Below are 13,004 nucleotides of genomic sequence, written 5' to 3' on the forward strand. Positions count from 1 at the left end.
AGTCAGCGGAAGGCGTCGCTGCCGGTGAACGCCTGGCCGAGGACCAGCTGATGCATCTCGGGCGTGCCCTCGTAGGTCAGCACCGATTCCAGGTTGACCATGTGCCGGATCACGGGATACTCCAACGATATTCCGTTGCCGCCCAATATGGTTCGCGCGGTGCGGCAGATCTCGATCGCCTCGCGGGTGTTGTTGAGCTTGCCGAAGCTCACCTGCTCGGGCCGCAGCCCGCCGCTGTCCTTGAGCCGCCCGAGGTGCAGCGACAGCAGCTGGCCCTTGTGCAGCTCGACCGCCATGTCGACGAGCTTGGCCTGGGTCAGCTGGAAACCGGCGATGGGCCGGCCGAATTGGGTGCGTTGCGTGGCGTAATCGAGCGCGGCCTGCCAGGCCGAGCGCGCCGCACCCATCGAGCCCCAGATGATTCCGTAGCGGGCCTCGGACAGACACGACAGCGGCCCGCGCAGCCCCTTGGCCTCGGGCAGCATCGCCCCGGCCGGCACCCGCACGTCGTCGAGCACCAGCTCGCTGGTGATCGAGGCCCGCAGCGACAGCTTGTGGTGGATCGTGTTGGCGCTGAATCCGGGCGTCTTGGTGGGCACGACGAAACCGCGGATCCCGTCGTCGGTGGCGGCCCAGACGACGGCGACGTCGGCGACCGAGCCGTTGGTGATCCACAGCTTGCGTCCGTTCAGCACCCAATCCGAACCGTCTTGGCGCGCCCGGGTTTTCATCGCGGCGGGATCGGAGCCGACGTCGGGTTCGGTCAGGCCGAAGCAGCCGAGCAGCTCGCCGGTGGCCATGCCGGGCAGCCATTCCTGCTTCTGCTCCTCGGACCCGAAGTTCCAGATCGCGAACATCGCCAGCGAGCCCTGCACCGAGACCATCGATCGGATGCCGGAATCGGCGGCCTCGAGCTCGGTACAGGCCAGGCCGTAGTGCACCGACGACGCCCCCGCGCAGCCGTACCCGTCCAGGTGCATGCCCAGCAGGCCGAGTTGCCCGAACCCCTTGGCCAGCTCGCGGACCGGAAGGTCCCCGATCTCGAACCACTCCGCGACGTGCGGCAGGACGTGCTCGGCGCAGAACCCCCGCACGGTGTCGCGGACCGCAAGCTCGTCGCTGGATAGCGAGGCGTCCAGGCCCAGCGGGTCGTCGCGGTCGAAGGCCGGTGGCGTGTGAGTGCTCATGTCATCAGCCTGCCATCGTCAGGCCGCCGCTGACACTGATCACCTGTCCGGTGATGAACGAGGCGGCCTCGGACGCGAAGAACAGCACGGGCGCGGCGACCTCCTCGGGTCGGGCCAGCCGGCGAAACGGGATGGCCTTGACCAGTGCTTCCCGCAGTTTCTCGGGTTGCGCATGAAACAGCGGGGTGTCGGTCGGGCCGGGGCACACGCAGTTGACCGTGATGTGGTGGCGGGCCATTTCGCGGGCCAGCGACTTGGTCAGGGCGATCACCCCGCCCTTGGCGCCGGCGTAGATGCTCTCGCCGGCGCTGCCCACCCGGCCGGCGTCACTGGCCAGGTTGACCACGCGCCCGCCGCCGTGCGTCTCGATCATCCCCGGCAGGAACGCCGAGCAGACGTGCACCGGCCCCAGGTAGTTGATGGCCACCACCTTCTGAGCGAATTCCGGTGTGGCGTTGAGGAATTGGTCGGTGCGGTCCCATCCGGCCGCGTTGACGACGATGTTGGGCACGCCGAGGTCGGCGTGGATCCGGTCCCGCAGGGCGCGAACCTGTTCCGGGTCGGCCACGTCCACCGGTAGCGCGGTGATCTTCTCGGGGCGTTCGCCGGCGGTGGCCGACGCCGCCGCCGAGTCTAGGTCGGCGGCGACCACGCGCTCGCCGCGCGCGGCGAGGCCCAGCGCTATTGCCTTGCCTATGCCGGAGCCGGCGCCGGTCACCACCGCCAGGCCGCCGTGTGAATGCGCATTCATCGCTGACGAATCTAGATTCACCGCGGCCGGGCGGTCAAGGATCGCGCGGCGCCCCGGTAGTCTGCCTGAATGCTTAGGCTCCAGCGGCCGGCCTGGCTCGCGGTGGATGTCGTCGGTGTGCTGGTCTTTTGCGCCCTTGGGCGCCGCAGCCATGACGAAGGCCTCGATGTCACCGGAATCGCCGCGACGGCGTGGCCGTTTCTCACCGGCACGGTCGTCGGATGGCTGGTCTCTCGCGGGTGGCGGCGGCCGACCGCGGTGGCGCCGACCGGGATAGTCGCGTGGTTGTCCACCGTCGTCGTCGGCATGCTGCTGCGCAAGGCGACGTCCGCGGGTGTGGCGGCGAGCTTCGTGGTGGTCGCGGCGACGGTCACCGCGCTGTTGCTGTTGGGCTGGCGAGTGGCCGCCGGGCTGACCATGCGGCGTCGCTCCGGCGTCTGAGGCGACCATGGTGCAGACGGCCGACGTGGCGGCAACCGCAACCTTCGGTGCGGCCGCGCGGGCGGTGGCCACCGACCAGGGGCTGCTGAACGACCCGTTCGCCGAGCCGCTGCTGTGCGCCGTCGGGATCGACTTCCTCACCCGGGCGATCAAGGACCGCGTGTTCGCCGAAGACGACGGCGACGACCCGGCGTTGACGGCGCTGCTGCACGTGCTGGCGGCGCACACGCGATTCGTGGACGAATTCCTGGCCGATGCGGTCCGGGCGGGCATTCGGCAGGTGGTCATCCTGGCGTCGGGCCTGGACACCCGGCCCTACCGGCTGTGGTGGCCGCGCGGGACCACGGTGTATGAGGTCGATCAGCCGCAAGTGCTCGATTTCAAAGCCGAGGTGCTGCGCGGGCTGGACGCCGAATTGGCCACCCACCGGTGTGCGATCGGCATTGATCTGAACCACGATTGGCCGGCGGCGCTGCGGCGGGTCGGGTTCGACGCCGCGGCGCCCACGGTCTGGGTCGCCGAGCAGTTGCTCGTCGGCTACCTCTCGCCCGGCGAGCAGAAACGATTGCTGGACGCCGTCACCGCCGCGAGCGCCGCGGGCAGCCGATTCACCGCCGATCACATGCCCACCTGGAATCCGTTGCGGCTCGGGGCCGAGCGAGCCTTCGTCGACGGCTGGCGCCGGCGCGGCCTGGACGTCGACCTGGCCAGCCTGACCCACCCCGGCGAATACCATTATGTGCCAGAGTATTTGGCGTCGAACGGCTGGCAGACGGCCGGCCTCGGCGGCACCGAACTGCTGGGTGCGGTGGGGATGGGCAGGAGGCGGCGGACGGCCCCCGGCGACGCGGAGTTCGTCCCGGAATACCTCACCGCCACCCGCGTTTGAGCTGTCGTGATGCCGGAATCAAGCTCTAGACCACTGCGGTTCGTGTCGGCAACCCACGACGACCCGCTGGCGCAACCGCTGCTGGCCGAACTGGCCGTCGAGTACGCGCAGCGATACGGCGGCACGCCGAGCACCCACCTGACCTGGCTGCCGGTGCCACGGGCGGAGCTGGCGCCGCCGGACGGCGGCCTGCTGATCGGTGTGCTGGACGGCGTGCCGGTGACCGGCGGGGCGTTTCGCCGTTACGACGCGAACACCGCTGAGCTCAAGCGGATCTGGACAGACGGTGCTCATCGGCGCCGCGGTTATGCCCGCGCGCTGCTGGCGGCGCTGGAGGCCGAGGCCCTGGCACGGGGGTATCGGCGGCTCTACCTGATCACCGGCAATCGCCAGCCCGAGGCCGAGGCGCTCTATGACGCGACGGGGTATACCCGGATACCGCCGGACCCCCTGCCCGACTGGGGACCGTTCATTCCGATCGCGTTCGAGAAGTGGCTGGCTTAGGGCAAGGTCTGCAGCGTCGAGTGTGAATCGTCGGCGTTGAGTGTGAACCCTGGGCGGCGACACGCCGACAATCCCTCACCGCACTTTCCCACTCAAAGCCGTTGGTTCACAATCGGTTCGAGCAACACTTCTCCTCTACTGAGCCAACGAGATGGCCCGCGCGGTCGCTTCCCGGATCGGGCCGCGCCACACGTCGCCGTGCCCGGGCAACAAGATCTCGGTGTCCAGCAGGGCCAGGGTGTCCAGGCTATGCAGCGCATCCTGCTGGCTGCGGCTGAACACCGCCGGCAGCAGCTGCGGCCCACCGCGGCGCAGCAGCGGGTGCCCGGTGATCAGCGCGTCGCCACTGACCAGCACGCCGTCGACCACGTACGAGCAGTGCCCGCTGGTGTGCCCGGGGGTGAACACCGCCGTCGGGCGGCCGGGCAGCGCGGCGGCCACCTCGTCGGTCAGCGGCCGGGTGGACGCGATGCCGTCGCGGATCAGGCCTCCGCTGCGCAGCACATGCAGTCCCCAGGTCGCCCAGCGCGGCCGCCAAATGCGCAGGGCCACATCGAAAACCGACGCCTGTTCCAGATACTCGCGCTTGGCGTGGCCCACTTCCTGGGCGTGGCAATACACGTCGGTGCCGTATTCGTTGGCGAGCCAGATCGCCGAGCCCAAATGGTCGATGTGGGCGTGCGTGAGCAGGACGGCGCGCACGTCGCCGGGCCCGTAACTCAGCTCCCGCAGCGACGACAGCACACCCTCGCGGTCGCCGGGATATCCGGCGTCGATCAGCATCACGCCGGTGCCGTCGACGACCAGCGTCCAGTTCACGGCCTCGCCCTGCGCGAGGTACACCGTGTCGGTCACTTGAACGAGAGTTGGCGCCGATCCCATGCCCGCGAGTGTAGAAGCCAGCCCGTCGCGACCATCGAGACAGGAGTAGAAAGAACGGGTGGCTGAACTGAAACTCGGATACAAAGCGTCCGCCGAACAATTTGCACCGCGCGAGCTCGTCGAACTCGCTGTCGCCGCCGAGGGGCACGGCATGGACAGCGCAACCGTCAGTGACCACTTCCAGCCGTGGCGACACGAGGGCGGGCACGCACCGTTCTCGCTCGCGTGGATGACTGCCGTCGGCGAGCGCACCAAGCGCCTCCAGCTGGGCACCTCGGTGCTCACGCCGACCTTCCGGTACAACCCCGCCGTCATCGCGCAGGCGTTCGCCACGATGGGTTGTTTGTACCCGGACCGCATTTTCCTCGGCGTCGGCACCGGCGAGTCGCTCAACGAGATAGCCACCGGATACGAAGGCGAATGGCCGGAGTTCAAGGAACGCTATGCCCGGCTACGCGAATCGGTGCGGCTGATGCGCGAACTGTGGCTGGGCGACCGCGTCGACTTCGAGGGTGAGTACTACCACACCAAGGGCGCCTCCATCTATGACGTGCCGGAGGGCGGCATCCCGATCTACATCGCCGCGGGCGGCCCGCAGGTGGCCAAATACGCGGGTCGCGCCGGCGACGGCTTCATCTGCACCTCCGGCAAGGGCGAGGAGCTGTACAAGGACAAGCTGATGCCCGCCATGAAGGAGGGCGCGGAGGCGGCCGGAAAAAACCCCGACGACATCGACCGGATGATCGAGATCAAGATCTCCTACGACACCGACCCGGACAAGGCGCTGGAGAACACCCGGTTCTGGGCGCCGCTGTCGCTGACGGCCGAACAGAAGACCAGCATTCACGACCCGCTTGAGATGGAGAAGGCCGCCAACGAGCTGCCGATCGAACAGGTCGCCAAGCGCTGGATCGTGGCGTCCGACCCCGACGAGGCGGTCGCGAAGGTGAAGGACTACGTCGACTGGGGCCTCAACCACTTGGTGTTCCACGCGCCCGGCCATGACCAGCGTCGCTTCTTGGAACTCTTCGAGAAGGACCTGGCGCCGCGGCTGCGGCGGCTGGCCGGATAGGCGCACGGGGTGGCCACCGGTTCCGTGTCTGCGATCTATATCGCCGCCCCCGAGCCGGAGACCGGCAAGTCAACGATCGCGCTGGGGCTGCTGCACCGGTTGACCGCGACGGTCGCCAAAGTCGGTGTGTTCCGGCCCATTACGCGCACCGATTCAAACGAGCGCGACTACATCCTGGAACTGCTCCTGACGCGGACCACCGCGGATCTGTCGTACGAACAGTGCGTGGGCGTCACCTATCAGCAGCTGCACGCCGAGGGCGACGCCGCGATCGCCCGCATCGTCGACGCCTACCACGCGGTGGCCGAGGCGTGCGACGCGGTGGTGATCGTCGGCAGCGACTACACGGACGTGACCCGGCCCGCGGAACTCGCGACCAACGCGCGCATCGCGGTCAACCTCGGTGCGCCGCTGCTGCTGACGGTCAGCGGCAAGGGGCGCACGGCCGCGGAGATCGCCGGCGTCGTCGACGTCTGCCTGGCCGAGCTGGACGCCCAGCACGCCCACACCGCGGCGGTGGTGGCCAACCGGTGCGAACCGGCCGAGCTGGCCGACGTGGCCGAAGCGCTGCGCAGATTCTCCCAGCGCAGCTATGTGCTGCCCGACGAGCCGCTGCTGTCCGCGCCGACGGTGGCCGAGCTGGAGAAGGCGGTCGGGGGAACACCGGTCAGCGGCGAAGAGTCGCTGCGCGAACGCGAGGTCACCGGCGTGCTGGTCGCGGGGATGACCGCCGACCACGTCCTGGAGCGGCTGCGCGACGGCATCGCGGTCATCACCCCCGGCGACCGCTCCGATGTGGTGCTCGCCGTCGCCAGCGCCCATGCCGCGGAAGGCTTTCCGTCGCTGTCGTGCATCGTGCTCAACGGCGGCTTCGCGCTGCACCCGTCCATCGCCGCGCTGGTCGCCGGACTGCGGCTGCGGTTGCCGATCGTCGCCACCGCACTGGGCACCTACGACACCGCCGGCGCGGCGGCGGCGGCGCGGGGCAGGGTCACGGCGGCCTCGCAGCGCAAGATCGACACCGCGCTGGCGCTGATGGACAGCCATGTCGATATCGCCGATCTGTTGGCGCAGCTTGCCATCCCGATCCCCACCGTCATCACGCCGCAGATGTTCATCTACCAGCTGACGCTGCAGGCGCGGTCGGATCGCAAGCACATCGTCCTTCCCGAAGGCGACGACGACCGCATCCTGCAATCCGCCGGCCGGGTGCTGCAGCGCCGCGTCGCCGAGCTGACCATCCTGGGCGACGAGGCCCGAATCCGCCAGCGCGCCGGAGAACTCGGGGTCGACCTGGGCGACGTCACGGTGATCGACCCGCGTAACAGCCGGCTGCGCCACGAGTTCGCCGAGCAGTACGCGCAGTTACGCAAGGCGAAGGGCGTCACCGTCGAGCAGGCCCGCGACGTCATGCGCGACGGCACATATTTCGGCACCATGCTGGTACACACCGGGATGGTGGACGGCATGGTGTCCGGCGCCGCGCACACCACCGCCCACACCGTGCGGCCCGCGTTCGAGATCATCAAGACGGTCCCGGATGTCGCTACGGTGTCCAGCGTCTTCCTGATGTGCCTACCCGATCGCGTGCTGGCATACGGCGACTGCGCGATCATCCCGAATCCGACACCCGAGCAGCTGGCCGACATCGCGATCTCGTCGGCGCGCACCGCCGCGCGGTTCGGCATCGAGCCGCGGGTCGCGATGCTGTCGTACTCGACCGGCGACTCGGGTGCCGGCGCGGACGTCGACAAGGTAAGGACGGCAACCGAATTGGTGCGGAAACGGAATCCCGACCTGCCGGTCGAGGGACCCATCCAGTACGACGCCGCGATCGAACCATCGGTCGCCGCCACCAAACTGCGTGACTCGCCGGTGGCCGGCCGCGCCACCGTGCTGATCTTCCCCGACCTCAACACCGGCAACAACACCTACAAGGCGGTCCAGCGTAGCGCCGGCGCGCTGGCCATCGGGCCCGTGCTACAGGGCTTGCGCAAGCCGGTGAACGATCTGTCCAGGGGCGCATTGGTCGAAGACATCGTGAACACCGTGGCCATCACCGCGATCCAGGCCCAAAGGCAGCCATGACGGCCAATGGCGACGCCCGCCTGGTGTTGGTGATCAACTCCGGCTCGTCATCCCTGAAATATCAAGTGGTCGACGCCGATTCGGGTGAAGCCCGGGCGACAGGTCTGGTGGAGCGAATCGGAGAGGATTCGTCGTCTGTTCCCGACCATGATGCCGCGCTGCGCCGCGCGTTCGACACGCTGGCCGACGACGGTATCGACCTGCGGTCGAGCGGCATCGTCGCGGTGGGCCACCGAGTGGTGCACGGCGGCAACACTTTCTATCAGCCCACGCTGCTGGACGACGCGGTGATCGGCAGGCTCCACGAATTGTCGGAGCTGGCCCCGCTGCACAATCCGCCCGCGCTCAAGGGAATCGAGGTCGCGCGCAAACTGCTGCCAAACCTCGCCCACGTCGCCGTGTTCGACACCGGGTTCTTCCACGACCTGCCGCCGGCGGCGGCCACCTACGCCATCGATCGCGACCTGGCGCGGCGGTATCAAATTCGCCGCTACGGGTTTCACGGGACCTCGCACCGCTACGTCAGCGAGCAGGCCGCCGCGTTCCTGGACCGATCGGTCGGCGACCTGAAACAGATTGTCCTGCACCTTGGTAACGGTTGCTCCGCCTCGGCGATCGCCGGCACCCGGCCGCTGGACACCTCGATGGGCTTGACGCCGCTGGAGGGCTTGGTGATGGGCACTCGCAGCGGCGACATCGATCCCAGCGTCATCGGCTACCTGTCCCACACGGCCCAGATGGGCGTCGACGACGTCGAGTCCATGCTCAACCAGCGCTCCGGTGTGCTGGGTCTGTCCGGCGAGCGCGACTTTCGCCGGCTTCGGGAGATGATCGAATCCGGCGACGAGTCAGCGCAATTGGCCTTTCATGTGTTCACACATCGGCTGCGCAAGTACATCGGCGCCTACCTGGCGGTGCTGGGGCACACCGATGTCATCAGCTTCACCGCCGGAATCGGCGAGAACGACCCGGCGGTGCGCCACGACGCGGTCGCCGGCATGGAGGAACTGGGCATCGTCCTCGATCAGCGCCGCAACCTCGGCGGCGGCAAGGGTGCGCGCCAAATCTCCGCGGACGATTCACCGATCGCCGTGCTGGTGATCCCGACCAACGAAGAGCTGGCCATCGCCCGCGACTGCGTGAACCTGCTAGGCCGATAGGAAGCCCAGGCTGCTTCGTCCGGTGCCCACCGCCGGGGCGGGATCGGTCCCGATCGTTCGCGCCAGCAGCTCGGCGTAGATGTCACGAAAATCGGTGGTGTACTTCAAGTCTCCATTGTCGAGGTCGGTGAGGCTCGGCTGTTCGCCGTAGAAACCGCCCTTGACGGGTGAGCCCGCGATGAAAACGGGACCGGCCGTGCCATGGTCGGTGCCCTGCGAGGCGTTGGCGTGCACCCGGCGCCCGAATTCGGAATACGCCAGCAGCACCACGTCACGGCCCGCCGTCTCCTGGACGAACGCGCTAACCGCCTCGTCGAATGTCTGCAGGAGTCGCTGCTGGGTGCCGCGTTCGCCGGCGTGGGTGTCGAAGCCGCCCAGCTGCACCGTGTAGACCCGGGTGGGCACGCGGGCCTTGATGGCTTGAGCCACCGTGCTCAGCTGGGCCGCCAGTGAATTAGGTTCCTTGGCATTGGGTTTCACCGGTGCGAACGTGGTGTCGGCGGTGCGTGCGGCTCGGTAGGCCTTGCACACCGCGGCCATCGCCGGGGTGTCGTCGGGATCGTCGTCGCCCAGCGCGGTCATCACCGCGTCGAACTTCTCCGCCTTGCCCGGTGCGCCGCCCGGCGAAAGGGCTGCGGCCGTGCACTTCGCGCCGACGGCCAGCGGAGGAAGGACGGCGCCGATGTTGACCGCTCGCAACGGATCATCTCCGGTCGCGTCGAGCCAGCGGCCGATCCAGCCGGTCGCCACCGGCTCGGCCGGTGACGCCGTCTGCCAGATGTCCATGGACCGAAAGTGGCTGTGGTCGGGCTTCGGGTAGCCCGCGCCGCGCACGATGGCGAGCTGCCCCCGGTTCCACAGGCCCGCCAATCCCTTCATCGCCGGGTTGAGGCCCAGCTGCTGATCGAGGTGCAACACGTCGCCCGGTGCGTAGGCGAGTTCGGGGCGAGCGTCGTGATAGGCGTTGTCCGCGTAGGGGATCACGGTGTTGATGCCGTCGTTGCCGCCATACAGCGTGGCGATCACCAGGACACCGGAGCCATCGGCCAGCGGCCGGTCCCTGGCCGCACGCATCAGGTCGGGCCAGCTGACCGCTGACAGCAGGCCGGCCGCCCCGACGCCAGCGCTGGCGATCAGGAATCGGCGACGGTTCATCTGGGGCATGGCTGTCTCGCTAGGACGTCAGGTATTCGGGAGTGTTGACGGCGGCCGCCACCAATTGCGCCGGTTGCCGCACCAGCGGCTGTAACGCGTGGGCGGTGCGGTCCGACCAGGAGCCGACGCCGATCAGATAACCGACCGCGTCGACGCGGTCGCCGGCGGCGGTGTCCTCGATGCCGGAGAGGTCGCCCGCGCGGGCCAGTTCGGTCGCGGCGCGCAGGCGGGTCCCTGCGCTGGCGGTGGACTGCCACAGCTGGCCGCTGGGCCAGCCTCCGACGCTGGGCGGATAGAACGGTCGCTGGCCCAGCGCGCGCAATGTGCCGTCGATCATCTTCAGGCGCTTGGTGTCGTCGACCGGCACCCGCAGCGCCCTGACGACGCCGACGAGCCACTCGACCGGGGTGTTGACCACCGCGGCGCGGCTGCTGGTGAATTCGCTGTCGGTGAGGATCGCCCGGGTCAGCGCGCGCAGGTCGCGGTTGGGTCCGTAGGCGGCGACCAGGCGCTCGAGCACCTGCGGTGACGGCGGGTCGTCGGACGCCAATTGCCGCCACAGGCGTCCCGCGACGTATTCGGCCGATTTCGGTTGCGCCAGCACGGTATCGCAGAACCCGGCGGCATCGAAGTTGCGGCTCTGCCCGAACAGCGTCTTGGCGCCCGCGTCATGGCGTTTGGGCGTCATGGAGGTTTCGCCCCCGGGGCCGATGACCCATCCCGTCAGGGCCCGCGCACCGTTGCGCACGTCGCTTTCGGTGTAGCCGTTGCCATGTCCCAACGCGAACAGCTCCATGAATTCGCGGGCCAGGTTTTCGTTGGGCGCCTTGGCGGTGCTGCGCGACGCGTCCAGCCAGCGCAGCATCGCGGCGTCGGTCAGCATCGCGTACGCCAGGGCGCGAAAATCGCCCAGCGACCCGGCGCGCAGTTTCTGATTCTGTGCGGCCAGGTACGACGCGACCCGCACCTTCTGCGCCGAGGTGGCAAAGTGGTTGTGCCACAACAGCGTCAGCTTTTCGTGCACCGGCTGCCCCACGTCGGCCATGCGGCGTATCCACCAATTCGACAGCACGTCCAACTGTTGGGTCACCCGCTGGTTGTACTGCTGGCGCGCGGTCGGCGTAGCGCCCTTGCCCGGCGGCCTGGGTGCGTCGAGGGCGGGCATCGGCGTGGCCGCCGCGCCCGGGTCGGCGTCGGGATCGGTGGCCAGCATCGCGTCCACGTAGCCCGGCCAGTCCCGGCCGACGACCGCGTCGACCTCGGGCCCGGTCACTCCGAACCCGGCCCGGCGCAGCATGCGGGCCGTGCTGACCCACCTGGTGGACTGGCCTGCCATGAGATAACTGTGCGGCGTGCAACTGAGATTTTGCTGTGTTTTGTTGTGATTTGCGTGAGAGTGGGTGCTTTTCATCAGTGTGCGGTCGGTGGTCTCATGTTCCTTGGGGGCGGCCCAGCGCATCTCGGTGGGCTTTGCTTCTGGGCTGGCCCCGCCGCGCCAATAAGTAGCCGTGGGGGTACCGCGGTCGGCGACAAGGCCGATCGTGCCGGTGCCCAGGCGCCGGTGGCACCAGGTTTTTGGCTGTCGCGAGCGTGCCGATTCAACGTGAAGCCCGCGACCCGAACCAGACACTCGCCTGGGCGCGGGGAATCCTGGGTCGGGCCCTCGAGCACCACCATGACGGGCCCGACGGCTCTTTCAGCTGGCCGGCGCCGCAGCCGGCAACGCAAGCGCTGCCAGCGCTAGCACCCCGCCGGAACTTTGTCTCCAGATGACGACTCTCGCGCATCTGTGGATTCTCTGCGCCCATCGAAATTACTGACGGAGTCCGTGCGGAGGTAAGTTCACTCTCCGTCCGGCGCTGCCCGCGAGGGTCAGTCACGGACGTGGCCTCGTGGCCCTGTGCACAGATGTACTCGCGCACCGTGGCAGACATGCGATGGTCGCGGCGTGGAGGAGCCGTTTGTCGGCAGCGAGGTGCTGCGCTGTGGGGCGTTGAGCCGACACCAGCTGCGGACGCGATACCGCGCGGTGTTTCCCGATGTCTACGTCTCGAACGACGCCAGGCTCTCTCTTGACGTGCGCATCACCGCTGCATGGCTGTGGTCTGGTGGCCGAGCCGTTATCGCAGGGGCTGCCGCCGCTTTCCTGCACGGCGCCAAGTGGATTCCCGACGGTGTGCCGGTTGAGCTGATACACAGCAACAATCGTCCGCCGGACGGGGTACTGACGCGTCGGGCAACGCTGTGTGCCGGTGAGATGCAGCTGCGTGACGGGCTGGCCCTCACCACACCGGAGCGAACCGCCTTCGATATCGGGAGGCGCGGGGCGATCCGCTCGGCGGTTGTTCGGCTCGATTCGCTCGCGCGTGCAACGGGTTTCAAAGTGGAAGACGTACTGGGTGTCGCCGGGTCACACCCACACGCGCCCGGACTACGGCGACTAGAGACCGCGCTCGACCTGGTCGACCCTGGCGCACAGTCGCCGCGCGAAAGTTACCTGCGGCTACTGCTCATCGACGCTGGCCTGCCCCGGCCGCAGACCCAGATCCCAGTGCCGGGCGTTGACGGCTTTCCGATCGCATACCTGGACCTGGGCTGGCCGGAGTCGATGGTCGCTGTGGAGTATGACGGCGACCAACATCGCACCGACCGAAGGCAATACGTCAAAGACATCAAGCGCACGGAGATGCTCGAGCAGCTGGGGTGGATCATCGTCCGGGTCGTCGCGGAGGACCGGCCCGAAGGCATCGTCCGCCGCGTGCGGGCGGCGCTGGCGAAATCGAGAGTGAAGCAACGGCTTTGAACGTGAACCTACGGCGGGGGTTGTCGGCGTGTCGCCGCCCAGCGTTCACACCGAAAGCCGACGATTCACACT

The 13,004-nt window shown here is 68.4% G+C and carries 12 protein-coding genes; 7 read left to right on the forward strand and 5 right to left on the reverse strand.

All coding sequences use genetic code 11. The features are described 5' to 3' along the window. Positions 1-2: 2 nt before the first annotated feature. Complete coding sequence (locus AC5Y30_RS09735) at positions 3-1,187, reverse strand: acyl-CoA dehydrogenase family protein (RefSeq protein ID WP_499917910.1); 1,185 nt, start codon at positions 1,185-1,187, stop codon at positions 3-5. Between the two features lie 4 nt (positions 1,188-1,191). Continuing rightward, entirely contained in the window at positions 1,192-1,938 is a 747-nt protein-coding gene (locus AC5Y30_RS09740) for an SDR family NAD(P)-dependent oxidoreductase (protein WP_499917911.1), read from the reverse strand. 69 nt (positions 1,939-2,007) lie between these two features. Here AC5Y30_RS09740 and AC5Y30_RS09745 point away from each other — a divergent pair, with 69 nt between their 5' ends. Genes AC5Y30_RS09745 through AC5Y30_RS09755 form a run of 3 tightly spaced genes read left to right on the forward strand, consistent with a single transcriptional unit; the run spans position 2,008 to position 3,772 of the window. Continuing rightward, the gene (locus AC5Y30_RS09745) at positions 2,008-2,379 is read left to right on the forward strand and encodes a DUF3054 domain-containing protein (protein WP_499917912.1); all 372 of its coding nucleotides are present in this window, start codon (positions 2,008-2,010) and stop codon (positions 2,377-2,379) included. A 7-nt stretch (positions 2,380-2,386) separates the two neighbouring features. Further along, positions 2,387-3,268, forward strand: a complete 882-nt coding sequence (locus AC5Y30_RS09750) for an SAM-dependent methyltransferase (RefSeq protein ID WP_499917913.1) — start codon at positions 2,387-2,389, stop codon at positions 3,266-3,268. A 9-nt stretch (positions 3,269-3,277) separates the two neighbouring features. Beyond that, complete coding sequence (locus AC5Y30_RS09755) at positions 3,278-3,772, forward strand: GNAT family N-acetyltransferase (RefSeq protein ID WP_499917914.1); 495 nt, start codon at positions 3,278-3,280, stop codon at positions 3,770-3,772. A 135-nt stretch (positions 3,773-3,907) separates the two neighbouring features. Here the strand turns inward: AC5Y30_RS09755 and AC5Y30_RS09760 are convergent, their stop codons facing one another. Continuing rightward, positions 3,908-4,654 (reverse strand): MBL fold metallo-hydrolase, encoded by a 747-nt coding sequence (locus tag AC5Y30_RS09760; RefSeq protein ID WP_499917915.1) that lies wholly within the window; start codon positions 4,652-4,654, stop codon positions 3,908-3,910. 58 nt (positions 4,655-4,712) lie between these two features. Between AC5Y30_RS09760 and fgd the strand changes: the two genes are divergently transcribed. The 3 genes from fgd to AC5Y30_RS09775 are packed head-to-tail and all read left to right on the forward strand — an operon-like array spanning position 4,713 to position 8,974. Further along, positions 4,713-5,726: a glucose-6-phosphate dehydrogenase (coenzyme-F420) gene (gene fgd / locus AC5Y30_RS09765; RefSeq protein ID WP_499917917.1), complete on the forward strand. Its 1,014-nt coding sequence runs from the start codon at positions 4,713-4,715 to the stop codon at positions 5,724-5,726. Between the two features lie 24 nt (positions 5,727-5,750). After that, positions 5,751-7,814 (forward strand): phosphate acetyltransferase, encoded by a 2,064-nt coding sequence (gene pta / locus AC5Y30_RS09770; protein WP_499918242.1) that lies wholly within the window; start codon positions 5,751-5,753, stop codon positions 7,812-7,814. Further along, a complete protein-coding gene (locus AC5Y30_RS09775; protein ID WP_499917918.1) occupies positions 7,811-8,974 on the forward strand; it encodes an acetate kinase in 1,164 nt (387 codons plus the stop codon). Before pta ends, AC5Y30_RS09775 begins: the two co-directional genes overlap by 4 nt. Here the strand turns inward: AC5Y30_RS09775 and AC5Y30_RS09780 are convergent. Continuing rightward, positions 8,963-10,138 (reverse strand): DUF1501 domain-containing protein, encoded by a 1,176-nt coding sequence (locus AC5Y30_RS09780; protein WP_499917919.1) that lies wholly within the window; start codon positions 10,136-10,138, stop codon positions 8,963-8,965. The two genes, AC5Y30_RS09775 and AC5Y30_RS09780, sit on opposite strands and share 12 nt — an antisense overlap. 10 nt (positions 10,139-10,148) lie before the next feature. After that, positions 10,149-11,465 carry a DUF1800 domain-containing protein gene (locus tag AC5Y30_RS09785; protein WP_499917920.1) on the reverse strand — a complete coding sequence of 439 codons (1,317 nt, stop codon included), beginning with the start codon at positions 11,463-11,465 and terminating at the stop codon, positions 10,149-10,151. A gap of 612 nt (positions 11,466-12,077) precedes the next feature. Here AC5Y30_RS09785 and AC5Y30_RS09790 point away from each other — a divergent pair. Beyond that, positions 12,078-12,932, forward strand: a complete 855-nt coding sequence (locus tag AC5Y30_RS09790; protein WP_499917921.1) for an endonuclease domain-containing protein — start codon at positions 12,078-12,080, stop codon at positions 12,930-12,932. Positions 12,933-13,004 lie beyond the last annotated feature (72 nt).

The organism is Mycobacterium sp. NGS27, assembly GCF_059813005.1.